Source organism: Azotobacter vinelandii CA, assembly GCF_000380335.1.
Lineage (GTDB): Bacteria > Pseudomonadota > Gammaproteobacteria > Pseudomonadales > Pseudomonadaceae > Azotobacter > Azotobacter vinelandii.
The window spans coordinates 1-23,365 of record NC_021149.1 but is presented as its reverse complement, the minus strand read 5'-3'; the positions used below and the strand labels follow the sequence as shown (position 1 = coordinate 23,365).

The 23,365-nt window shown below is 66.4% G+C and carries 21 protein-coding genes; 10 read left to right on the top strand and 11 right to left on the bottom strand.

Going from position 1 to position 23,365, the window contains the following annotated elements:
- Positions 1–86 precede the first annotated feature (86 nt).
- The 3 genes from AVCA_RS00110 to AVCA_RS00100 form a co-directional block, all read right to left on the bottom strand.
- Positions 87–644, bottom strand: a complete 558-nt coding sequence (locus AVCA_RS00110; protein WP_012698716.1) for an L-threonylcarbamoyladenylate synthase type 1 TsaC — start codon at positions 642–644, stop codon at positions 87–89.
- Between the two features lie 60 nt (positions 645–704).
- Positions 705–1,805, bottom strand: a complete 1,101-nt coding sequence (dprA, locus tag AVCA_RS00105) for a DNA-processing protein DprA (RefSeq protein WP_012698715.1) — start codon at positions 1,803–1,805, stop codon at positions 705–707.
- A gap of 65 nt (positions 1,806–1,870) precedes the next feature.
- The gene (locus AVCA_RS00100; protein WP_012698714.1) at positions 1,871–2,896 is read right to left on the bottom strand and encodes a LysM peptidoglycan-binding domain-containing protein; all 1,026 of its coding nucleotides are present in this window, start codon (positions 2,894–2,896) and stop codon (positions 1,871–1,873) included.
- A gap of 151 nt (positions 2,897–3,047) precedes the next feature.
- On the opposite strand from AVCA_RS00100, the gene def reads away from it, so the two are divergent.
- Genes def through trkA form a run of 4 tightly spaced genes read left to right on the top strand, consistent with a single transcriptional unit; the run spans position 3,048 to position 7,270 of the window.
- Positions 3,048–3,554 carry a peptide deformylase gene (gene def, locus AVCA_RS00095; protein WP_012698713.1) on the top strand — a complete coding sequence of 169 codons (507 nt, stop codon included), beginning with the start codon at positions 3,048–3,050 and terminating at the stop codon, positions 3,552–3,554.
- Between the two features lie 56 nt (positions 3,555–3,610).
- Positions 3,611–4,555 carry a methionyl-tRNA formyltransferase gene (fmt, locus tag AVCA_RS00090; protein ID WP_041806846.1) on the top strand — a complete coding sequence of 315 codons (945 nt, stop codon included), beginning with the start codon at positions 3,611–3,613 and terminating at the stop codon, positions 4,553–4,555.
- 2 nt (positions 4,556–4,557) lie between these two features.
- Positions 4,558–5,883, top strand: a complete 1,326-nt coding sequence (gene rsmB, locus AVCA_RS00085) for a 16S rRNA (cytosine(967)-C(5))-methyltransferase RsmB (RefSeq protein WP_175555884.1) — start codon at positions 4,558–4,560, stop codon at positions 5,881–5,883.
- A gap of 13 nt (positions 5,884–5,896) precedes the next feature.
- Positions 5,897–7,270 (top strand): Trk system potassium transporter TrkA, encoded by a 1,374-nt coding sequence (trkA, locus tag AVCA_RS00080; protein ID WP_012698710.1) that lies wholly within the window; start codon positions 5,897–5,899, stop codon positions 7,268–7,270.
- A 40-nt stretch (positions 7,271–7,310) separates the two neighbouring features.
- On the opposite strand, the gene AVCA_RS00075 is transcribed toward trkA, so the two are convergent.
- Together AVCA_RS00075 and AVCA_RS00070 are read right to left on the bottom strand one after the other, a co-directional pair.
- A complete protein-coding gene (locus tag AVCA_RS00075; protein WP_012698709.1) occupies positions 7,311–9,026 on the bottom strand; it encodes a bifunctional metallophosphatase/5'-nucleotidase in 1,716 nt (571 codons plus the stop codon).
- A gap of 219 nt (positions 9,027–9,245) precedes the next feature.
- Positions 9,246–9,830 (bottom strand): DNA-3-methyladenine glycosylase I, encoded by a 585-nt coding sequence (locus AVCA_RS00070; RefSeq protein ID WP_012698708.1) that lies wholly within the window; start codon positions 9,828–9,830, stop codon positions 9,246–9,248.
- A gap of 84 nt (positions 9,831–9,914) precedes the next feature.
- Here AVCA_RS00070 and glyQ point away from each other — a divergent pair, with 84 nt between their 5' ends.
- The 6 genes from glyQ (at position 9,915) to AVCA_RS00040 (ending at position 16,489) form a co-directional block, all read left to right on the top strand.
- Complete coding sequence (gene glyQ, locus AVCA_RS00065) at positions 9,915–10,862, top strand: glycine--tRNA ligase subunit alpha (protein WP_041806845.1); 948 nt, start codon at positions 9,915–9,917, stop codon at positions 10,860–10,862.
- Positions 10,859–12,916, top strand: coding sequence for a glycine--tRNA ligase subunit beta (glyS, locus tag AVCA_RS00060; protein ID WP_012698706.1), 2,058 nt, complete (start codon positions 10,859–10,861; stop codon positions 12,914–12,916). Before glyQ ends, glyS begins: the two co-directional genes overlap by 4 nt.
- Before the next feature lie 3 nt (positions 12,917–12,919).
- Positions 12,920–13,462 (top strand): D-glycero-beta-D-manno-heptose 1,7-bisphosphate 7-phosphatase, encoded by a 543-nt coding sequence (gene gmhB / locus AVCA_RS00055; protein ID WP_012698705.1) that lies wholly within the window; start codon positions 12,920–12,922, stop codon positions 13,460–13,462.
- Between the two features lie 6 nt (positions 13,463–13,468).
- Positions 13,469–14,230, top strand: coding sequence for a lysophospholipid acyltransferase family protein (locus tag AVCA_RS00050; protein WP_041806844.1), 762 nt, complete (start codon positions 13,469–13,471; stop codon positions 14,228–14,230).
- A gap of 237 nt (positions 14,231–14,467) precedes the next feature.
- Complete coding sequence (locus tag AVCA_RS00045; RefSeq protein WP_236616320.1) at positions 14,468–15,490, top strand: hypothetical protein; 1,023 nt, start codon at positions 14,468–14,470, stop codon at positions 15,488–15,490.
- A 117-nt stretch (positions 15,491–15,607) separates the two neighbouring features.
- On the top strand, positions 15,608–16,489 hold the full coding sequence (locus tag AVCA_RS00040; protein ID WP_012698702.1) for a Dyp-type peroxidase: 882 nt from the start codon (positions 15,608–15,610) through the stop codon (positions 16,487–16,489).
- 109 nt (positions 16,490–16,598) lie between these two features.
- On the opposite strand, the gene AVCA_RS00035 is transcribed toward AVCA_RS00040, so the two are convergent.
- The 6 genes from AVCA_RS00035 to dnaA are packed head-to-tail and all read right to left on the bottom strand — an operon-like array spanning position 16,599 to position 23,265.
- Entirely contained in the window at positions 16,599–16,904 is a 306-nt protein-coding gene (locus tag AVCA_RS00035) for an antibiotic biosynthesis monooxygenase family protein (RefSeq protein ID WP_012698701.1), read from the bottom strand.
- A 29-nt stretch (positions 16,905–16,933) separates the two neighbouring features.
- Entirely contained in the window at positions 16,934–17,155 is a 222-nt protein-coding gene (locus AVCA_RS25810; RefSeq protein WP_139239902.1) for a hypothetical protein, read from the bottom strand.
- On the bottom strand, positions 17,155–19,575 hold the full coding sequence (gene gyrB / locus AVCA_RS00030) for a DNA topoisomerase (ATP-hydrolyzing) subunit B (protein ID WP_012698700.1): 2,421 nt from the start codon (positions 19,573–19,575) through the stop codon (positions 17,155–17,157). Before gyrB ends, AVCA_RS25810 begins: the two co-directional genes overlap by 1 nt.
- A gap of 5 nt (positions 19,576–19,580) precedes the next feature.
- Positions 19,581–20,678 carry a DNA replication/repair protein RecF gene (gene recF, locus AVCA_RS00025; protein WP_012698699.1) on the bottom strand — a complete coding sequence of 366 codons (1,098 nt, stop codon included), beginning with the start codon at positions 20,676–20,678 and terminating at the stop codon, positions 19,581–19,583.
- A gap of 18 nt (positions 20,679–20,696) precedes the next feature.
- Positions 20,697–21,800: a DNA polymerase III subunit beta gene (dnaN, locus tag AVCA_RS00020; protein ID WP_012698698.1), complete on the bottom strand. Its 1,104-nt coding sequence runs from the start codon at positions 21,798–21,800 to the stop codon at positions 20,697–20,699.
- Positions 21,801–21,828: 28 nt separating this feature from the next.
- On the bottom strand, positions 21,829–23,265 hold the full coding sequence (gene dnaA, locus AVCA_RS00015) for a chromosomal replication initiator protein DnaA (RefSeq protein ID WP_012698697.1): 1,437 nt from the start codon (positions 23,263–23,265) through the stop codon (positions 21,829–21,831).
- Positions 23,266–23,365 lie beyond the last annotated feature (100 nt).

Genomic DNA, 23,365 nt, shown 5'->3' with positions numbered 1-23,365 from the left:
AGGGAATGCCATTCCCTGCGTCCCGCGCCTCGCCTGGCGCCATTTGCCGCAGCAACGCGGCTCGCGGAGAGTAGTGTTAACAGGCCCTAGGCCGGGCGGATCACCTGGCCGCTGGCCAGGTCGCGGATCAGGCTCGGGTTGCGCCGCCCGCCCAGGGCGCCGCCGAGCACGGCGTCCAGGCGGCGCGGGAAGTACTGTTCGACGCGCAGCCGCGAGCGTGCGGCGGGGCGGCCGGCGGGATTGGCCGAGGTGGACACCAGCGGGCCGGTGAGACGGCACAGCGCACGCACCAGCGGATGGTCGCTGACGCGCAGGGCGACGCTCGCGTGGCGGCCGGTGATCCATGCCGGCAGGCGGCCCCGGTGCGGCACCAGCCAGGTGTTCGGCCCCGGCCAGGTCCCGGCCAGCCGCTCGCGCCAGGCCGACGGCAGGTCGTCGAGCAGGAAGCCGAACTGGCCAATGTCGGCGGCGACCAGGATCAGGCCCTTGTCCTGCGGCCGCCGCTTGAGCGCCAGCAGGCGGCGCACCGCATCCGCGTTCCACGGATCGCAGCCCAGGCCCCAGACCGCCTCGGTCGGATAAGCGATCACCCCGCCCCGGCGCACCGCCCGCGCCACCTGTCGCACCCGCCAATCGCCCAGCATCGCCCGCCTCCGGAAAAATTCGGCGCAGTGTACCCAAGGCGTCGGCGGCGGCGCAGCCCGTCAGCCGGCGCATCCCTGCCAGCGTCCGCCTTCGCGGGCCACCTTACCGTCCAGCTCCAGTTCGGTGAGTGCCGCCAGTACCCGGGCGAGCGGCCAGCCGCTGGCCAGGGCCAGCTCCTCGCTGGTCTGCGGCGCGGCATGCAGCAGCGCCAGCAGTGGATGCCGCGCGTCGAGCGGAGCCGGACCGGCCTGCGAGCGGGGCGGCGGCGCCAGGTTCTGCCAGCCGCGCAGCGCTTCGAGGATGTGCTCGATGCTTTCCACCAGAATGGCACCGTCGCGAATCAGCCGATGGCAGCCACGGGCGCCGGGATGGTGGATGGAGCCGGGAATCGCATAGACCTCGCGACCCTGCTCGGCGGCCAGCCGGGCGGTGATCAGCGAGCCGCTGGAAGGGCCGGCCTCGACCACCAGGACGCCGAGGGACAGGCCGCTGACGATACGGTTGCGGCGCGGGAAGTTGCCCGCCTGGGGCGGACAGTCCAGCGGCAGTTCGGATAGCAGCGCGCCGCCGCCTTCGAGGATCTCCGCCGCCAGGGTTTCGTGGCGCGCCGGATAGAGGCGCCGCAGGCCCGTGCCGAGCACGGCCACCGTCCGTCCGCCGGCATCCAGCGCGCCCCGGTGGGCGGCGCCATCGATGCCCAGGGCCAGTCCGCTGGTGACGACGAAACCGGCGCCGGCGAGCTGCCGGGCGAAGGCGCGGGCGGTGTCGAGCCCGGGCTTCGAGGCGCGCCGGCTGCCGACCATGGCCAGTTGCGGCCGCTCCAGAATGGCCGCATCGCCTTCGACGAAGAGCAGCGGCGGAGCGTCGTCCAGTTCGGCGAGCAGGGCCGGATAGTCGGGCTCGCCGAATGGCAGCAGGTGCCGCCGTGGCTTCTCCAGCCAGGCCAGCGCCTGCGCGGCCTGCTGGCGGACCGCGGCGCTGCGCCGCGCCTCCGCGCAAGCGGCCGGCAGCCCCAACGCGCGCCAGGCGGCGGCCGGCGCACTGAGCGCCGCCGAGGCGCTGGCGAAGGCCTCGAGCAGACGGCGATGGCGGCGCGGTCCGAAGCCGGGCAGGGCGTGCAGGCGCAGGCGCGCCTCCAGTTCGGCGGGAGAAAGGGGCATGGAGCGATCGTCCTTGATCCATGGAAGCGAAAGGCGGTTCCCTCGACGGAGGGAAAACGCGGAGGTTACGGGTTGCGCACCTTGTCCATCACCGCCAGTTGGCGACTGGCACTGAGGATCAGGCCGTAGCTGAGCCGCGCGTAGGTGCGGAACACCATCAGCAGGCCGGAACGCTCATCGGGAATCTTCACCGGCTCGCCGCCGATGCGGTCGCGCACGGTTTCGCCGGTCTTGTACACCGCCAGCACGTCGCCCTCGGCCAGCCCGTCCCGACTGCCCTTGTTCAGGGTGACCACGGCGAAATTGCCGACCTGGGTCACGCCGCGCGGCACGTCGAGGATCACCCCCTCGACCGGGACGTTCGGCTCCCTGGGCATGAAGGTGGAGTCGACGGCCCGCTCCTCGCTGGGGAGCAGGCGGTCGCCGATGCGCACTTCCTGGGTCGAGCGGCTGAGCAGCAGGGTGGCGAGGCCGCCTTCCTCGGCGACCAGTTCGCCGGTGCCGATGTCGTCGGCGTCGATGCCGAGCACTTCCCTGGTCGCCGGGTCGACGTAGGCCTTGCCCTGGCGAAAGATGCCGTAGGCCGCCTCGCCGGCGGAAAAGTCGCCGCGCGCGTAGACCCGGTCGCCAGCGCCGCTGATCACCCGCTCGGCATTGCCGGCGACCACGTAGGGCGCCTTCCGCAACTGCGCGGCGTCGTCGACGATGCGGTTGCCGAGCAGGAAGCTGTCGATCTTCTCCAGCGGAATGGTCGGGATGGCCTGGACCGTGGGCGTGCGACGGACCCGCGGCGACAGCCTGACGGTGCCGCGGCTGGCGCCGCGATCGAGCGTCAGGCGCGGCTGACCGTCGATGTAGACCAGGTTCAGCACGTCGCCCGGGTAGATCAGGTGGGGATTCTCGAGCCGCGGGTCGACGTGCCAGAGCTGCGGCCACTGCCAGGGCGCACGGAGGAACTTGCCGGAGATGCCCCACAGGGTATCGCCCTGGACGACCCTGTAGCTCTGCGGATGACCCGCGCGAAGCTGCACCTCGGCCTGCGCCGGAGCGCTGCAGGCCGCCAGCAGCAGGGCGAGTAGTGATTTCCTCATGCGCCGAATCCCTTTATGATGTGCCTTCGCATGAAACGTCGCGCGCCGCCGGATTTCTCTCCGGATCGCGGCGTAAAGCCGTTTTTTCAATGCTGCTCAGCATCTTAGCAGCAGCCGTTTCGACCAATTCCCAAGCGCATCACAAACGCATATGGCGATACTGACCATCCTCGAATTTCCCGATCCGCGCCTGCGCACCATCGCCAAGCCCATCGAAACGGTGGACGACGGCATTCGCCGGTTGATCGACGACATGTTCGAGACCATGTACGCCGCGCCCGGCATCGGCCTGGCGGCGACCCAGGTGAACGTGCACAAGCGCCTGGTGGTGATGGACCTGTCCGAGGACAAGAACGAGCCGCGGGTATTCATCAACCCGGAGTTCGAAGCGCTCACCGAGGAGCTGGAGCCCTACCAGGAGGGCTGCCTGTCGGTCCCCGGCTTCTACGAGAACGTCGACCGCCCGCAGAAGGTCCGCATCCGCGCCCTGGACCGCGACGGACAGCCCTTCGAACTGGTCGCCGAGGGCCTGCTGGCGGTGTGCATCCAGCACGAATGCGATCATCTGAACGGCAAGCTGTTCGTCGACTATCTGTCGACGCTCAAACGCGACCGCATCCGCAAGAAGCTGGAGAAACAGCATCGCCAGCACGGCTGAAGCCGTCCCCGCGAAGGCTTGCCGTGGCAAGCCTTTTCTTTCCTGAGCGAGAAACCATGACCCAGCCCCTGCGCCTCGTCTTCGCCGGCACTCCCGAATTCGCCGCCGAGCACCTCCAGGCCTTGCTGACCGCCGGCCAGCGGCCCGTCGCCGTCTATACTCAGCCGGACCGTCCCGCCGGACGCGGGCAGAAGCCGATGGCCAGCCCGGTGAAACGGCTCGCCCTGCAGCACGGCATTCCCGTCCTGCAACCGCCGACCCTGCGCGACGCCGCCGCCCAGGCGGAGCTGGCGGCGCTCGAACCCGACCTGCTGCTGGTGGTCGCCTACGGGCTGATCCTGCCGCAGGCGGTGCTGGACATCCCGCGTCTCGGCTGCGTCAACAGCCATGCCTCGCTGCTGCCGCGCTGGCGCGGCGCGGCGCCGATCCAGCGGGCGATCGAGGCCGGCGACGGTGAATCCGGGGTCACCGTGATGCGCATGGAGGCCGGCCTGGACACCGGGCCGATGCTACTCAAGGTCGCCACGCCGATCCGCCCCGACGACACCGGCGGCAGCCTGCACGATCGCCTGGCCGGGCTGGGCGCGCAGGCCCTGGTCGAGGCCATCGGCGCCCTGGCGGCCGGCGGACTCGCCGGCGAGACGCAGGACGACGCCCTGGCCACCTATGCGCACAAGCTGAACAAGGACGAGGCGCGGCTCGACTGGAGCCGCCCGGCGGACGAGCTGGAACGGCGGATCCGCGCCTTCGATCCCTGGCCGGTCTGCCACAGCAGCCTGGACGGCGCGCCGCTGAAAGTGTTCGCCGCGAGCGTGGAGCAGGGCGGGGGAGCGCCGGGAACCATCCTCGCCGCCAGCCGCGACGGCCTGACCGTGGCCTGCGGCAGCGGCGCCCTGCGCCTGACCCGCCTGCAACTGCCGGGCGGCAGGCCGCTGGCCTTCGCCGAGCTGTACAACAGCCGCCGCGAGCAGTTCGCCGTCGGCCAGGTGCTGGGCACATGAGCCTGAATCCGCGCCTGGCCGCCACCCGTGCCCTGGCCGCCGTGCTCGCCGGCAAGGCCTCGCTCGCCGCCCTGCCGGCGCAACTGGAGCAGGTCGCGCCGCGCGACCGCGCCCTGGCCCAGGAGCTGGCGTTCGGCGCCGCCCGCTGGCAGCCGCGCCTGGCGCTGCTCGCCGAAAGGCTGCTGCGCAAGCCGCTCAAGGCCGCCGACCGGGACGTCGAGGCGCTGCTGCTGATCGGTCTCTACCAGTTGCTGCACACCCGCATCCCCGCCCACGCGGCGATCGGCGAGACCGTGGCCTGCGCCGAGCAACTGAGGAAACCCTGGGCCAAGGCCCTGCTGAACGCCGTGCTGCGCCGCGTACAGCGCGAGGGCGAGGCGCTGCTCGCCGAACTGGCGAACGATCCGGTGGCGCGCACCGCTCATCCGCGCTGGTTGCAGCAGGCACTGGCGCAGCACTGGCCGGAACACTGGGAAGCCATCTGCGCGGCCGACAACGAGCACCCGCCGCTGACCCTGCGGGTCAACCGCCGGCTGACCGCGCGCGACACTTATCTCGCTACCCTGAAGGCGGCCGGCATCGCGGCCAGTGCCTGCCGCTTCAGCCGCGACGGCATCCTGCTCGACGAACCGTGCGACGTGCGCAGCCTGCCGGGCTTCGCCGAAGGCCTGGTCAGCGTGCAGGACGAAGCGGCCCAACTGGCCGCCTACCTGCTCGAACCGATGCCCGGTCAGCGCGTGCTGGACGCCTGCTGCGCGCCCGGCGGCAAGACCTGCCACCTGCTGGAGAGCGAGCCGCGGCTGGCCGAGCTGGTCGCCATCGACCTAGAGGAAAAACGCCTGGCGCGGGTCCGCGAGAACCTCGACCGGCTGGGCCTGGCGGCCCGGCTGGTCGCCGCCGATGCGCGCGCCACCGAAGCCTGGTGGGATGGCCGGCGCTTCCAGCGCATCCTGCTCGATGCGCCCTGTTCCGCCACCGGAGTGATCCGCCGCCATCCGGACATCAAGCTGACCCGCCAGGCCAGCGACATCCCCGCCCTGGCCAGCCTGCAGGGCGAGCTGCTGGACGCCCTGTGGCCGACCCTGGAGGTCGGCGGCATCCTGCTCTATGCCACCTGTTCGATCCTGCCGGCGGAAAACAGCGACACCATCGCCGCCTTTCTCGCCCGCACCCCCGGCGCCCGCGAACTGGACATCGCCTCCGGCTTCGTCGGCGCCAAGCCGGGCCTGGCACAGCGCCACGGCCGCCAGCTCCTGCCGCAGCCCCACGGCCATGACGGTTTCTACTATGCCAAGCTGATCAAGATCGCCGCCGGTCCGCGCGGCTGAGGAAAGCAGTCCGATGAAGATCATCATTCTCGGCGCCGGCCAGGTCGGCGGTACCCTGGCCGAGCACCTGGCCAGCGAGGCCAACGACATCACCGTGGTCGACACCGATACCGAGCGCCTGCGCGATCTCGGCGACCGCCTGGACATCCGCACCATCGCCGGCAAGGGGTCCTTCCCGACCGTGCTGCGTCAGGCCGGCGCCGACGACGCCGACATGCTGGTGGCGGTGACCAACAGCGACGAAACCAACATGGTCGCCTGCCAGGTCGCCTACACCCTGTTCCACACCCCGACGCGGATCGCCCGGGTGCGCGAATCGGCCTACCTGACCCGCGCCGGGCTGTTCAGCAACGAGGCGATTCCGGTGGACGTGCTGATCAGCCCGGAGCAGGTGGTGACCAACCACATCAAGCGGCTGATCGAATACCCCGGTGCCCTGCAGGTGATCGACTTCGCCGACGGCAAGGCCCAACTGGTGGCGGTGCGCGCCTACTACGGTGGCCCGCTGGTCGGCCAGCAGCTCAGGCAGATCCGCGAGCACATGCCGACCGTGGACGCCCGCGTGGCGGCGATCTTCCGTCGCAACCGGGCGATCCTGCCCAAGGGCGACACGGTGATCGAGGCCGACGACGAGGTGTTCTTCATCGCCGCCAAGACCCATATCCGCGCGGTGATAAGCGAGCTGCGCCGACTCGAGATCAGCAACAAGCGCATCGTCATCGCCGGCGGCGGACACATCGGCGAGCGCCTGGCCGAAGCCATCGAGAGCCGCTACCAGGTGAAGATCATCGAGTCCAATCCGGCACGCTGCCGCTACCTCTCGGACACCCTGGACAGCAGCATCGTGCTGCAGGGCAACGCCTCGGACAAGGATCTGCTGGTCGAGGAGAACATCAACGAGGCCGACATCTTCCTCGCCCTGACCAACGACGACGAGGCCAACATCATGTCCTCGCTGCTGGCCAAGCGCCTCGGCGCGCGCAAGGTGATGAGCATCATCAACAACCCGGCCTACGTCGATCTGGTGCAGGGCGGCGAGATCGACATCGCCATCAGTCCGCAACTGGCCACCATCGGCACCCTGCTGACCCATGTGCGCCGCGGCGACATCGTCAGCGTGCACTCGCTGCGCCGCGGCGCGGCGGAGGCCATCGAGGCCATCGCCCATGGCGACGAGAAGTCGAGCAAGGTGGTCGGGCGCATGATCGGCGAGATCGAACTCCCGTCGGGAACCACCATCGGCGCGGTGATCCGCGCCGAGCAGGTGCTGATCGCCCACAACGATACCCTGATCGAGTCCGGCGACCACGTGATCCTGTTCCTGGTCGACAAGAAGCATATCCGCGACGTGGAGCGGCTGTTCCAGGTGGGACTGGCCTTCTTCTGAAAGCTCCCGCCGGGGGAAGGACGTTCGTCCGCCCGCCGGTTCACTCTTCCGGCCGGCCGCCTTCGAGGCGCCGGATGCGTCCGGCCGCCAGGCTGCGGCCGGCCGGCGAGCCGGCGCGGTCCCTGGCCTGCAGATAGTCGATCAGCGCCTCCAGATCGTTCAGCCCCGTATCCAGGCGCTCGGCCGCCTCGGCCAGCACGCTCAGCCTGTCGCCGCCGCCGGCCATGAAGGAATTCACCGTGATCCGGTAGAGGTCGCCGTCCCGTATCGGCCGGCCATCGATCCTCAGGCTGTCGGCGACGACATGCCGCCCGCCGGGCCGTCCGGGGTCCCAGCTATAGCTGAACGACGCCGACGGCTGCAGCGGCCTGAAACCGTCCTGCTGCCATTGCTGCTCCAGCAGCTCGCGCAACTGCGCACCGCTGAGGGTGACTATCGTCAGGCTGTTGTTGAACGGCTGCGTGCTGGCCACCTGGCCGTAGCCGACCTCCGGTTGGCCGGGTTCCAGCGCCAGGCCGGCACGGATTCCGCCCGGATTGGTCAGCGCCACCTGGGCGCCCAGATGCGCGGTGGCCGCCAGTTGGGCATCGGCGATCAGGTTGCCCATCGGCGATTCGCCCGCGCCATTGTATGCCTGCGGCACTTCGCGCACCGCCAGGCGCGCCAGGGGACGGCCGAGCAACGCCTGGCTGCGTCGCTCCACGGCCTGCTGCAGGGCATCGATCTCGGCGATGGGTGCGTAGCGGCGCGGATCGACCAGCAAGTTGCGGGCCTCGACCTCCAGCAGCCGATGACGGCGCGGATCGATGCGCAGGGTCAGGTGCGTGGCCAGCCGCCCGTAGGAACCGGCCTGGGTCACCAGTACCTCGCCGACCCGGCACAGGTAGCCCTGATGGGTGTGCCCGCTCAGCACCACCTTGATCCTCGGGTCCAGACGCCGGACGATCTCGACGACCGGGCCGCTCAGTTGGCGGCAATCCGGCTGGTCGTAGGCTTCCGGCGTGGCGCCGCCCTGGTGCACCACCGCGACTATGGCATCCACGCCCTGCGCCAGCAGGGTCGGAACCTGGGCATTGATCGCCTGCGCCTCGTCCAGGCTGCGCAAGCCCTGCATGCTTTGCCGGGAGAGCTGCGTGTCGACGTCTTCCAGCACGGCGCCGACAAAGGCGATCCGTGCTCCGCGCACCCGTTCGATGCGGTAGGCCGGGAACAGCCGCTCGCCGCTCCGGCGGTCCACCAGGTTGGCGGCGATATAGGTGAAACCGATGCCGGGGTGAACGCTTTCGAACCGGCAGGCCTTGTCCGGGCGGGGCGAACGACAGCCGCCCCGGACCTGGCGCAGCAGCTCGTCGCGACCCTGGTCGAGTTCATGGTTGCCGACCACGGACAGGCGCATGTCCAGCAGATCGAGCGCCCGCAGCGACGGCTCGTCCGCCCACATGGCCGAAAGCGGCGGGCTGCCGCCGATGAGGTCGCCACCTCCGACGAACAGCAGTTCGGGGTCCCGGGCACGCATCTCCGCCAGCAAGCCGCTGAGCGCGCCGATACCGCCGGCTTTCAGGCTGAGCTGCTCGCCGGCGGCGTTCCGGTGGCTGAAGCGGGTCGGCTGGATATGGCCATGGAAATCGTTCACGACCAGGAGGTTGACCTCGACCGGCTGCGGCCGCGGCACCTGGCTGCAACCGCCGGCCGGAACGAGCGCGACGAACAGCAGGACCAGCGGGCGGATCGACGATCGTGACATGGCGCGCTCCATCGGCGCTCGGACCGGGTCCTGCAAGATAGCACGGTCGTATGGCTTCCTTCCTTCCGCCCGGAAAAGCGACAGCGGGTTCCGGCGGTCCACATGCAGCCAAGGAACGCAGGAAAGCGATCGCCACCACATTCCTCGAACGACCCGATGCTTCCGGCGCAACCCGGGAAGGGCAGGGGGCTTTCCGACATTGGGGAACCGGCCTGTGACCGGAAGCGACATTCAGCGATCCGCTGCAGGTACCTGCCCGGCGGACGAACCCGCCAGTTCCACATGCCGGTCGCAGTCGAGGGTGTGGTCCATGACCATCCCGCACGCCTGCATGAAGGCGTAACAGATGGTCGGTCCGACGAAGACGAAGCCGGCCTTCTTCAGCGCCTTGCTCATCGTCTCGGCCTCGGGCGTCGTCGCCGGCACCTCGGCCGGCGTGCGGAAACGGTTGATCCGCGGCATGCCACCGACGAAGGACCATAGCCAGCCGACCGGCTCCTCGAGCCGCAGCCAGGCCCGGGCGTTCTGCCGGGCCGCCTCGAGCTTGCGTCGGTTGCGGATGATGCCGGGGTCCTGCAGGCGTTCCCCGATCTCCTCGTCGCTCATCCGCGCCAACCGCGCGACCTCGAAACCGAACAACACCTGGCGATAGCGCTCGCGCTTCTTCAGCACGGTGAACCAAGACAATCCGGCCTGGAATCCCTCCAGCAGCAGCAACTCGAACAGGCGCTGCGGATCGCGCAGGGGCACGCCCCATTCTTCGTCGTGGTAGGCCTGATACAGCGGGTCTTCGGAGCACCAGAAGCAGCGTGGCATGGGCGTTTGCACAGAGTGGAGGGGGCCGGGAATCGGGTATACTCGCAGCCTTTTACGTCGCAGCCTCAGGACAGGGTGATTTTTGTGAGCCAGACTACGCCTGCCGTGCGCACCTTCCAAGACCTGATTCTCGCCCTGCAGAACTATTGGGCCGAACAGGGTTGCGTGGTGCTGCAGCCCTACGATATGGAAGTGGGCGCCGGCACCTTCCACACCGCCACCTTTCTGCGCGCCATCGGCCCGGAAACCTGGAACGCCGCCTACGTGCAGCCCTCGCGTCGCCCGGCCGACGGCCGCTATGGCGAAAACCCCAACCGTCTGCAGCACTACTACCAGTTCCAGGTGGTCCTGAAGCCCAACCCGGACGACATCCAGGACCTCTACCTGGAATCCCTGCGCCGCATCGGCATCGATACCCGCGTGCACGACGTGCGCTTCGTCGAGGACAACTGGGAGTCGCCGACCCTGGGCGCCTGGGGCCTGGGCTGGGAGGTCTGGCTGAACGGCATGGAAGTCACCCAGTTCACCTACTTCCAGCAGGTCGGCGGCGTCGAGTGCTATCCGGTCACCGGCGAAATCACCTACGGCCTGGAACGCCTGGCCATGTACCTGCAGGGCGTCGATTCGGTCTACGACCTGGTGTGGACCGACGGCCCGTTCGGCAAGGTCACCTACGGCGACGTGTTCCACCAGAACGAAGTGGAACAGTCCACCTACAATTTCGAGCATGCCAACGTGGCCAAGCTGTTCGAGCTGTTCGACTTCTACGAATCCGAGGCCAACCGACTGATCGAACTGGAGCTGCCGCTGCCGACTTACGAAATGGTCCTCAAGGCCTCGCACACCTTCAACCTGCTGGACGCCCGCCGCGCCATCTCGGTGACCGAGCGCCAGCGCTACATCCTGCGCGTGCGCACCCTGGCCCGCGCCGTGGCGCAAAGCTACCTGCAGGCGCGTGCCAAGCTCGGCTTCCCCATGGCCCCCCCCGAACTGCGCGACGAAGTCCTGGCCAAGCTGGAGGCTGCAGAATGAGTGCACAAGATTTCCTGGTCGAACTGGGCAGCGAAGAACTGCCGCCGAAAGCCCTGAAGAGCCTGGCCACCGCTTTCCTCGCCGGCATCGAGAAGGGGCTGGCCGCCGCCGGCCTCGAGTATCGGGTCGCCCGTTTCTATGCCGCGCCACGCCGCCTGGCGGTGCTGGTCGAGCACCTGGTCGCCCAGCAGCCGGACCGCACCCTCAACCTGGATGGCCCGCCGGTCGCCGCCGCCTTCGACGCCGAAGGCAACCCGACCCAGGCCGCCCTGGGCTTCGCCCGCAAGTGCGGCGTGGAGCTGCACGAGATCGACAGCAGCGGCGCCAAGCTGCGTTACAGCCGGCATATCCCCGGCCAGCCAGCCAGCGCACTGCTGCCGGCGATCGTCCAGGCTTCTCTCGACGAACTGCCGATTCCCAAGCGCATGCGCTGGGGCACGCGCAAGGAAGAGTTCGTCCGGCCGAGCCAGTGGCTGGTGATGCTGTTCGGCAACCAGGTGGTCGACTGCGAGATCCTTGCCCAGAAGGCCGGCCGCGAATCCATGGGCCACCGCTTCCACCATCCGGACGCGGTGCGCATCAGCCAGCCGTCCAGCTACCTGGAAGACCTGCGCAGCGCCTACGTGCTGGCCGACTTCGCCGAGCGCCGCGAACTGATCGCCGGCCGCGTCGCCGACCTGGCCGCGCAGCAGCAGGGCAGCGCCGTCGTTCCCGAGGACCTGCTCGACGAGGTGACCGCGCTGGTCGAATGGCCGGTGCCGCTGGTCTGTTCCTTCGAGGAGCGCTTCCTCACGGTGCCCCAGGAAGCGTTGATCTCCACCATGCAGGACAACCAGAAGTACTTCTGCCTGCTGGATGCGAACGGCAAGCTGCTGCCGTGCTTCATCACCGTGGCCAACATCGAGAGCAGGGACCCGGCGCAGATCGTCGCCGGCAACGAGAAGGTGGTGCGCCCGCGTCTGACCGACGCCGAGTTCTTCTTCAACCAGGACAAGCGGCAGCCCCTGGAAAGCTTCAACCAGCGCCTGGCCAGCGTGGTCTTCCAGGCCCAGCTCGGCAGTGTGCTGGAAAAGGCCGAGCGCGTCTCGCGGCTGGCCGGCTTCATCGCCGAGCGCATCGGCGGCGATCCGCAGCACGCCATCCGCGCCGGCCTGCTGTCGAAGGCCGACCTGGCCAGCGAGATGGTCGGTGAATTCCCCGAACTGCAGGGCATCGCCGGCTACCACTACGCGCTCAACGCCGGCGAGCCGGAAGACATCGCCCGCGCCCTCGACGAGCAGTACATGCCGCGCGGCGCCGGCGCCCAGCTGCCGTCGACCCTGACCGGTGCCGCCGTGGCGATGGCCGACAAGCTCGACACCCTGGTCGGCATCTTCGGTATCGGCATGCCGCCCACCGGCAGCAAGGACCCCTACGCCCTGCGCCGCGCCGCCCTGGGCATCCTGCGCATCCTCATCGAGAAGCAGCTGGACCTGAATCTGGAAGAGGCCAGCCACTTCGCGGTCGCCCAGTACGGCACCAAGGTCAAGGCCAGCGGCCTCGCCGAGCAGGTCAGCGAGTTCGTCTTCGACCGCCTGCGCGCACGCTACGAGGACGAAGGCATCGACGTCTCCAGCTACCTGGCGGTGCGCGCCCTGCAACCGGCCTCGGCCTACGACCTGGACCTGCGCGTGCAGGCGGTGCAGGCCTTCCGCCGCCTGCCGGAAGCCGAAGCGCTGGCCGCGGTGAACAAGCGTGTCTCCAACCTGCTCGGCAAGTACGAGGGCAAGCTGCCGGCGGCCATCGAGGCCCGTTACTTCGACAACGCCAGCGAGTTCTCCCTGTACTCGGCGCTGCAGCAGGCGCAGCACGCGGTCCGCCCGCTGGCCGCCGAACGCCGCTACCGCGAGGCGCTGGAGCGTCTGGCCAGCCTGCGCGACCCGGTGGACGCCTATTTCGAGGCAGTGCTGGTCAACGCCGAGGACCCGGCGATCCGCGCCAACCGCCACGCCATGCTGGCGCAATTGCGTGGCCTGTTCCTCTGCGTCGCCGACATCTCCGTACTGGGACAGTAAGCGATGAAGCTGATCGTGCTCGATCGCGACGGGGTCATCAACGAGGACTCCGATGCCTTCGTCAAATCCGCGGAGGAATGGATTCCCATCCCCGGTTCCATCGAGGCGATCGCCCGCCTGAGCAAGGCCGGCTGGAAGGTGGCGGTCGCCACCAACCAGTCGGGCCTGGCCCGTGGCCTGTTCGACATGACCGATCTCACCGACATGCACCTGAAGATGCAACGGCTGGTGATGGAGCAGGGCGGGCAGATCGACCTGATCGTGCACTGTCCACACGGTCCGCAGGACGGCTGCAACTGCCGCAAGCCGCTGCCTGGCATGTTCCGCATCATCGCCGAGCATTTCCAACTCCCAGACCTGAAGGGCGTGCCGGTGGTCGGCGACAGCCACCGCGACCTGCACGCCGGCCTGGTGCTCGGCGGCAGGCCGTACTTGGTGAAAACCGGCAAGGGCCAGCGTACCCTGCAAAACATCCTGCCGCCCGGCACCCAGGTGTTCGATGACCTGGCGTCCGTCGTCGATCATCTTCTCAAGGCCGATGGCTGAGTCCCCATGCAATCCCTTCGCATTCCGATCTTCTATCTACTGCTGTCCCTCAGCACCGTCGTCTGGTGCCTGATCAGCCTGCTGGTCGCGGTTTTCCTGCCGTTTCGCGCCCGCTACCGCTTCGTCGTGCAGACCTGGTGCCGCTGCGCCGTCTGGCTGGCCTGGCACATCATCGGTATCCGCTATGAACTGCATGGGGTGGAAAACATCCCGCAGCGACCCTGCGTGATCCTCGCCAAGCACCAGAGCACCTGGGAAACCTTCTTCCTCTCGGCCTACTTCGAGCCGCTCAGCCAGGTGCTCAAGCGCGAACTGCTACGCATCCCGTTCTTCGGTTGGGCGACAGCCCTGCTCAAGCCGATCGCCATCGACCGCAGCAATCCCAAGGCAGCGCTCAAGCAACTGGCCGAGCAGGGTCACAAGCGGCTGGAGCAGGGCGTCTGGGTGCTGATCTTCCCTGAGGGAACCCGCGTGCCGGTCGGACAGATCGGCAAGTTTTCCCGCGGCGGTGCGGCCCTCGCGGTGAACGCCGGCCTGCCGGTACTACCGGTCGCCCACGACGCCGGCCGCTATTGGCCCAAGGATGGCTGGAGCAAAACTCCCGGTACCATCCGGGTGATCTTCGGTCCGCCTTTGCAGGCCGAGGGCGAAGGTCCGCGCGCCATCGCCGACCTCAACGAACGTGCCTTCGCCTGGGTCGAGCAGACCCAGCGTCAGCTCGGCGTCCTGAGCGACGACCCAGTGGTCGATGGAGCGGCCAAGGTTTAACATCCCGGCATGCGTTCCAGAAAAGCCGGCCCCGTCCCGGCTTTCGTGGGCCCGGTCCGGCGTCGACGGGCCATGTTCCACGTGGAACGCCCCATGCACGGCATGCCATCCCATAGATCCTCTCGCCAGACCAGACGTAGCCGGAACCCGCCCCATGGATTACACCGCCCAATGCCGTCGCCACAGCCTCCTCAACCGCCGAGCCGGAAGGAAGCCAGCGAGCGAGATACCCTTGTCATGACGGCCAACGGAACCGTTCCGCTGCAGGAAGCGGCGATCGAGGAGGGCACACTGTTCTTCCTGCCCCTGCCACTGCTGCTGGAACTACTCAATCTGCCCCGGCAAAGCCAGGACAATCCGCCGGAAGCACTCGACGCTCCCGGTTACTGGTCCTGCCATGCCCAGTGGCAACGGCTGCTCGACGGCGGCCTGTTCGTCCACCCGGCCGCTCGCGACTACTGGCGACAGCGTCTGGAGGAGGAGCGCCGGCTGACCAACCAGATCTTGGCACAGCAGGATAGCGGTCTCGATCGGCTCCGCTGCCTGGCTCACAGCCCCCTGGCCACCGAACTCGGCTGCCCGTCGGCCGGCGAGCGCCTGCGTCGCCACCTGCGGGATATCGAGGAAACCGACGCACTGCTGGAGAACGAACTGCTGCTCGAGACGCGGCTCGCCGATGCGTTCGCCCTGGCGCTGCGCCTGGCCGCCTGGCGGGTGGTCGATCTCAGCCTTGAATACTGGGAACTGTTGGCGGAAGACGGCGAACAGCACGAAGTGCTGCTCGAGCGCTTCCTGCCGAACATCGATGCCACGAACGGACAGTGGAACAACCCCGTGGAGGACTATCTGGTTCATCTCGCCGCCCTGGTCGACGACTGCCCGGAACAGCAGGACGACTACAGCAGCCTGGCCAGGCTCTGGGCAAGGGAGGGCATGGATGTCCAGACCAGGGAGTACCAGCTCGACGCCTGGCGTCAGGGCCGTCGCCGGGCGGACGCACGCACGGTCGCCGGGCTGATGGACGCCGTGCTGGATCGGCTGCTCGACGGCGGGTCAGCGGGTGACATGTCCCTCAATCGCCAGTTGCTCTGCGAATCCTTTCGTTTCGTCGAAAGCTGCGCCTACCTGCGGCGAACCTTGAGCCAGCTGGGTATGGCGGAAACAATGATCGGCGAAATCTTTGCCGTCTATCGCAGCGAATACTTCCGGGCGCGAGCCGTACTGGGCAGGCCGCTGGCAGAGAAAGACAGCGAACACTGAAAGCCTCTTCGCTGCCCCGCGAAATCCCTCCATGATTCGCGACTCGTTTCGTGAGCGGCAGGAATTCCGGCACAATGACGCCCTCAGGAATTGCCACTCTTCCAGAAAGGAGCTTTCATGACGCTTTCCCAGCCGGGCATCCTTGCCGCGATCCCCTCACTGGCATGCCACCTGTTCTTCTCCCTCGAATCGGTAGAGGAGCTGCCGGCCGCCCTCGACCGGCTCTCCACCCTGGCCGACGGCGAGACGATCGTCGTCGGTTTCGGCGAGTCGCTGCTGCGGGCGCAAAGCCGCCACGTCGCCGGTCTGCGTGTGTTTCCGGTCCTGAACGGCAGCAGCGTGGACATCCCCTCGACCCAACACGCCCTCTGGTGCTGGCTGCGTGGCGAGGATCGCGGCGAGCTGCTGCAGCTCGGTCGCGCACTGGTAGCCGCCCTGCACCCAGCCCTGCGCCTGGAGCAAAGCACCGACGCCTTCCGTTACCGGGAAGGCCATGACCTGACCGGCTACGAGGACGGTAGCGAGAATCCCGACGGGGAAGAGGCTGTCGCCGCCGCTCTCGTCGGCGAAGGTCCCGAGGGTGAACGGGGTAGCAGCTTCGCCGCCGTGCAACACTGGGTACACGACCTCGATCACTTCGATAGCCTGCCTTCGGACGAACAGGACAATATCGTCGGCCGGCGCAAGAGCGACAACGAAGAGCTGGAAGACGCGCCGGAATCCGCCCACGTCAAGCGTACCGCACAAGAAAGCTTCAGCCCTGAGGCCTTCGTCCTGCGTCGCTCGATGCCTTGGAGCGACGGCCGGCAAGCCGGCCTGTTGTTCCTCGCCTTCGGCCACAGCCTCGACGCCTTCGAAGCCCAGCTCAAGCGCATGGCCGGCCTGGACGATGGTATCGTCGACGCCCTGTTCCGCTTCAGCCGACCGATCAGCGGCGGTTACTACTGGTGCCCACCGGTACGAGAGGGACGACTGGACCTGCGCAAGGTGGTGGGATAGGCAAGTCCCGACGGTCTCCGAAAGAACGAGATGGAGCCTGAAAGAGGAGAATATCCGGCGCGGTGAACGCTCCCCATCCACCGCGTCCGCAACAGCGGAGCGGAAGCGATTACAGAACGGCTTCGAACAGCTCCAGCTGCGGCGGTTCCAGGTAAAACTCGCGCGGGCTGTTGCCGGCGTTGGCATGTGCCTTTCGGAAAGCTTCGGAATGCGTCCAATCCTCGAAGGCCTGAGCGGACTGCCACTCGGTGTAGGAACTGAACAGGGTGAATTCCTCGCCCTGCGGTCCCTGCAGCAGATGGAAACGAACGAAGCCGGGCACCTCGTGAAGATAGCTCTCACGTTCACGCCAATGGGCGACGAAGGCTTCTTCGCGTCCCCGGGCAATCTTGAAACGGTTCATGGCAAGGAACATGTCGTGGACTCCGTGTGGTCGACAAGCGATCATTCTAGGCAAGAAACGGCGCCGTTACAGAATCGAAAATCCTCGTCGCAAAGGGCCACATGCGACTTCTTCTCTGACAAGGACCGGCGGAGTAGGTTGCCTTCGCCCAGATTTCCACAGGCTTCCATCACCCCATCCAGCGCAAACCCTTCTGGCAGACCTGGGCCGCCAGAGAGTTCGCTTTGATGCTTGTGGATAATTTCCTTACCCACAGCTTTCATCACACATCCAGATTCGCCACCGCCAACGCGTTGTTCTCGATGAATTCGCGACGCGGTTCGACGGCATCGCCCATCAGGGTGTTGAAGATCTGGTCGGTGGCAATGGCATCCTCGATGGTGACCTTGAGCATGCGCCGCACGCTGGGGTCCATGGTGGTCTCCCACAACTGCTCGGGGTTCATCTCGCCGAGCCCCTTGTAGCGCTGGATGCTGTGACGCTTGGCGGTTTCCGCCATCAGCCAGGCGAGCGTCTCCTTGAAACTCGACACCGGCTTGCGACGCTCACCGCGCCGCACGTAGGCGCCGTCCTCCAGCAGGCTGTTCAACTGCTCGCCGAGGGCGGTCACGGTGCGGTAGTCATTGCTGGCGAAGAAGTCACGGTTGAAGGTGACGTAGCTCGACAGGCCATGGGCGACCATCTCCACCTCGGGCAGCCACAGATGGCGTTCGCGATCCTCGCGCAGGCTGGCCCTGTAGGTCAGGCCGGATTTCTCGGCAGCCTTCAGATGGGCCTGGAATCGCTCCAGCCAGGCCTGCATGAGCGCCTGGTCGCCCAGTTGCTCGAGACCGACGCGCGGCAGGTAGACGAAGTGCTCGGTGATATCCTGTGGATAGAGCCGCGACAGGCGAGCCAGGGTCTTCATCACCGTGCGGTAGTCGCTGACCAGCTTTTCCAACGCAGCTCCGGACAATCCGGGAGCGCTCTCGTTGACGTGCAGGCTGGCCTCTTCGAGTGCCGACTGGGTCATGTATTCCTCCATGGCCTCGTCGTCCTTGATGTACTGCTCCTGCTTGCCCTTCTTCACCTTATACAACGGCGGCTGTGCGATGTAGACGTAGCCGCGCTCGATCAGTTCGGGCATCTGGCGGAAGAAGAAAGTCAGCAGCAGGGTGCGGATGTGCGAGCCGTCGACGTCGGCATCGGTCATGATGATGATGTTGTGGTAACGCAGCTTCTCGATGTTGTATTCCTCGCGACCGATCCCGCAGCCCAGCGCGGTGATCAGGGTGCCGACCTCGGCGGAGGAGAGCATCTTGTCGAAGCGCGCCTTCTCGACGTTGAGGATCTTGCCCTTAAGCGGCAGGATCGCCTGGGTACGGCGATTACGGCCCTGTTTGGCCGAGCCGCCGGCGGAGTCACCCTCGACGATGTAGAGTTCGGAAAGGGCCGGGTCCTTCTCCTGGCAGTCGGCGAGCTTGCCGGGCAGGCCGGCGATATCCAGCGCGCCCTTGCGGCGAGTCATCTCGCGGGCCTTGCGCGCAGCCTCGCGGGCGCGGGCGGCATCGATCATCTTGCCGACCACCGCCCTGGCCTCGTTGGGGTTCTCCAGCAGGAAGTCGCCGAAATACTTGCCCATTTCCTGTTCGACGGCGGTCTTCACTTCGCTGGAGACCAGCTTGTCCTTGGTCTGCGAACTGAACTTGGGGTCCGGCACCTTGACCGAGATGATTGCGGTCAGCCCCTCGCGGGCATCGTCGCCGGTGGTCGTCACCTTGTGCTTCTTGGCCAAGCCTTCCTGCTCGATGTAAGCGTTCAGATTACGCGTCAGCGCCGAGCGGAAACCGGCCAGATGGGTGCCACCGTCACGCTGTGGAATGTTGTTGGTAAAGCAGAGGATGTTCTCGTTGAAACCGTCGTTCCACTGCAGGGCGACCTCCACACCGACGCCGTCCTCCTCGCGCTGCACATTGAAGTGAAACACTTGGCTGACCGCGTTCTTGTTGGTGTTCAGGTAATCGACGAAAGCCTTCAGGCCGCCTTCATACTTGAACAGCTCTTCTTTGCCGCTGCGCTCGTCCTTGAGGACGATGCCGACACCGGAGTTGAGGAAGGACAGCTCGCGCAACCGCTTGGCGAGGATATCCCAACTGAAGTGGATGTTGTGAAAGGTCTCCGCGGAAGGCTTGAAATGGACCTGCGTGCCGGTCCCATCGGTATCGCCGACCGTGGCCAGCGGCGCTTGCGGTACCCCGTGCACATAGGTCTGCTCCCATACCTTACCGTCGCGGCGGATGGTCAGCACCAGCTCCTCGGAAAGAGCATTGACTACCGAAACCCCGACGCCATGCAAACCACCGGAAACCTTGTAGCTGTTGTCGTCGAATTTGCCACCGGCATGCAGCACGGTCATGATGACTTCGGCAGCGGAGATGCCTTCTTCCTTGTGCAGATCGACCGGAATGCCTCGACCATTGTCGCGCACGGTGATGGATTCGTCGGTGTGAATGGTGATGCTGATCTCGTTGCAGTAACCGGCCAGTGCCTCGTCGATCGAGTTGTCGACCACCTCGAACACCATGTGGTGAAGACCGGTACCGTCGTCGGTATCGCCGATATACATACCGGGACGTTTGCGTACGGCATCCAGGCCCTTCAGGACTTTGATGCTGGAGGAGTCGTACGTCTGGTTTTCGCTCATTACCTTCACTCCCGATCGTGGGTCTGGGTGATACGGCCCTGTTCCACGTGGAACAGGGCAACTGGCGTATCCGTGCGCCAGCCTTCACGCAATGCTTCAAGGTCTACGCAGGTGATGAACACCTGACAATGCAATTCTTCGAGCAGACGGCACAGCGCGCGCCGGTGCTGTTCATCCAGTTCGGAGGGCAGGTCGTCGACCAGATAGATGCACTCGCGTCTGGCGCGGTCGACGAGATGCCCCTGGGCGATCTTCAGCGCACAGACCACCAGCTTCTGCTGACCGCGCGACAGCAAGTCCGCGGCATTGTGCGCGGCCAGGCGCAGGCGCAGATCGGCCCGCTGCGGGCCGGCCTGGGTATGCCCCAGTTGCTGATCGCGCGGAAGGGAAGCAGCAAGAACCTCGCCGAGCGAGCGCTCCCGGTCCCAGCCGCGGTAGTAGCTCAGAGTCAGACCGTCCAGCTCCACCAGCTCATGCAGGACGCTCTCGAAGACCGGCTTCAGCACCTGAATGTAGCTGCGTCGATAACTGTCGATTTCCTCGCTCGCCAGGCACAGTTCCCGGTCCCAGGCGGCTTGCGAAACTGGATCGATTCTACCATGGCGCAGCCAGGAGTTCCGCTGGCGCAGCGCCGTCTGTAGGCGATGCCAGGCTGGCAGGAAACGTTGTTCCACGTGGAACACACCCCAGTCGAGAAACTGGCGGCGTACCTTGGGCGCTCCCTCGAGCAGCCGAAAACTGTCCGGATTGATCAGTTGCAACGGCAGGGACTCGGCGAGCTGCGCGGCACTGCGCACGTTCTGCCCATCAATACGAATCTGCAGTTCGCCCAGCCGGTTGCGGGCCACACCGAGATTGCGTACCCGACCGTCATTCCACAGCACCTGCCCGAATACCGTACAGGCCGGCTGTTCATGCTGGATCACCGGTGAAAGACGCTGGCTGCGAAAGGAACGCGCCAGGCCGAGCAGGTGGATCGCCTCCAGTAGGCTGGTCTTGCCGCTGCCGTTCGGGCCGTAGAGTATGTTGATGCGCGGCGAGGGGTTCAGGGTCACCGGGTGCAGGTTACGCACCGCGGTGACGGTCACACGGCCGAGGGACATCGAGGCGGGGTTGCAGGTTTACAGCCGCATCGGCATGACGACATAGGCGGAATCGTCATTATCGGCTTCCTGGAGCAAGGCGCTGCTGTTGGAGTCGGACAGGGTCAGGCACACCTGCTCGGCACTCATCACACCCAGCACGTCGAGCAGATAGCTGACGTTGAAGCCGATCTCCAGAGCATCGCCGCTGTAGTCGACCGCCACTTCCTCTTCGGCCTCTTCCTGCTCCGGGTTGTTGGCCTGGATCTTCAGCAGGCCACTGGCCAATTGCAGGCGGATACCGCGGTACTTCTCGTTGGAGAGGATCGCCGTGCGGCTGAAGGCTTCACGCAGCAACTGTCGATCGCCGAGTACCTTCTTGTCGCCACCGCGCGGGAGTACCCGTTCGTAGTCAGGGAACTTGCCGTCGACCAGCTTGGAGGTGAAGGTGAATTCGCCGGTGGTGGCACGGATATGGTACTGGCCGAGGACGATGCTGACTTCGCCGTCTTGGTCGGTGAGCAGGCGCGCCAGCTCCAGAATACCCTTGCGCGGCACTATGACCTGATGGCGGTCGGCATGCTCGATGCCGGATTGCATGGAGCACAGCGCCAGGCGGTGCCCGTCGGTGGCGACCGCGCGCAGCACGCCGCCGTTCATCTCCAGCAGCATGCCGTTCAGGTAGTAGCGCACGTCCTGCTGGGCCATGGCGAAACTGGTGCGTTCGATCAGCCGGCGCAGCTTGCTCTGCCCCAGGGAGAAGGTCAGCGAGCCCAAACCTTCCTCGGCGGTGGGAAAGTCGCTGGCCGGCAAGGTGGACAGGCTGAAACGGCTACGCCCGGCCTTGATCAGCAGCTTCTGCTCGTCCAGACGGATATCGATCAGCGTGTCGTTCGGCAGGCTCTTGCAGATGTCCATCAGCTTGCGCGCCGGCACGGTGATCTCGCCGGGCTCGGCGTTCTCCTCCAGCGGCACGCGACCGACCAATTCGACCTCCAGATCGGTACCGGTGAGCGACAACTGCTGCTTCTCGACGACCAGCAGCACGTTGGAAAGCACCGGCAGGGTCTGTCGGCGCTCGACGACGCCAGCGACCAGTTGCAGCGGTTTCAGCAGGGCTTCGCGTTGAATGGTGAAATGCATGGTCAGTCCCCAATCGGTTGCGTCTGGCTCAGGTGGTCAGGGTACGCAGCAGGTTCTTGTAGTCCTCGCGAATATCCGCGTCGGTTTCGCGCAGCTCGGCGATCTTGCGGCAGGCGTGGAGGACGGTAGTGTGATCGCGGCCGCCGAAGGAATCGCCGATCTCCGGCAGGCTGTGGTTCGTCAGTTCCTTGGACAACGCCATGGCGACCTGACGCGGGCGAGCCACCGAACGCGAGCGACGCTTGGAAAGCAGATCGGCGATCTTGATCTTGTAGTACTCAGCGACGGTGCGCTGGATATTGTCGATGCTGACCAGCTTGTCCTGCAGCGCCAGCAGGTCCTTCAGCGACTCGCGGATCAGTTCGATGGTGATCGGGTGGTTGGTGAAATGCGAATGGGCGATGACCCGCTTCAGCGCGCCCTCCAGCTCGCGCACGTTGGAACGGATGCGCTGGGCGATGAAGAAGGCGGCGTCGTGGGGTAGCTCGACCTTGGTCTGCTCGGCCTTCTTCATCAGGATCGCCACCCGGGTTTCCAGTTCCGGTGGCTCCACGGCCACCGTCAGGCCCCAGCCGAAACGCGACTTCAGACGCTCCTCGAGCCCTTCGATCTCCTTCGGATAGCGGTCGCTGGTGAGAATCACCTGCTGGCCGCCTTCGAGCAGGGCATTGAAGGTGTGGAAAAACTCCTCCTGCGAGCGCTCCTTCTTGGCGAAGAACTGGATGTCGTCGATCAGCAGGGCGTCCACGGAACGGTAGAAGCGCTTGAACTCGTTGATCGCGTTGAGCTGCAGGGCCTTCACCATGTCGGCGACGAAGCGTTCCGAATGCAGGTAGACCACCTTGGCATTGGGGTTCTTCTTCAGCAGATGATTGCCCACCGCGTGCATCAGGTGGGTCTTGCCCAGACCGACCCCACCATAGAGGAACAGCGGGTTGTAACCATGCTTGGGGTTGTCCGCCACCTGCCAGGCGGCGGCGCGCGCCAGTTGGTTGGACTTGCCCTCGACGAAGTTCTCGAAGGTGAAGGCCCGGTTCAGGTAGCTGGTGTGCTTCAGGCCCCCCTCGACCTGCACCGAACGCTCGGTGCGTACCGTTGCGGGCGCTACCGGCTGTGCATCCACAGTGCGTGCGGCCGATGCCTCTTCGATCGCCACCGGTGCCGCCTGTACCACGGCCGGCGGCGGAGACGCCGGCTGCACCGCGCGCGGAGCGGAACTGCGCTTGCTGCCGATCAGCAGGGAAACGGAAGGCGTGACGTCCTCGCTACGCTCGCCGAGCAGTTCGAGCAACCGGCCGAGATACTTCTCGTTGACCCAATCGAGAACGAAACGGTTGGGCGCATAGACGCGCAACTCGTCGCCATCGGCCTCCACCTGCAGAGGGCGAATCCAGGTATTGAATTGCTGGGCGGGCAGCTCGTCGCGCAGCAGCTCGACGCACTGCTGCCAAAGTTCCACGGACACCTATCTCCCCTCGCCGCCCGAACGGCTGGCAAAAAACAGTCTGCCATTGTATCCGTCCGGACCAGGGTTATCCACATGGATCGGCAAGCTTCCCTATAAA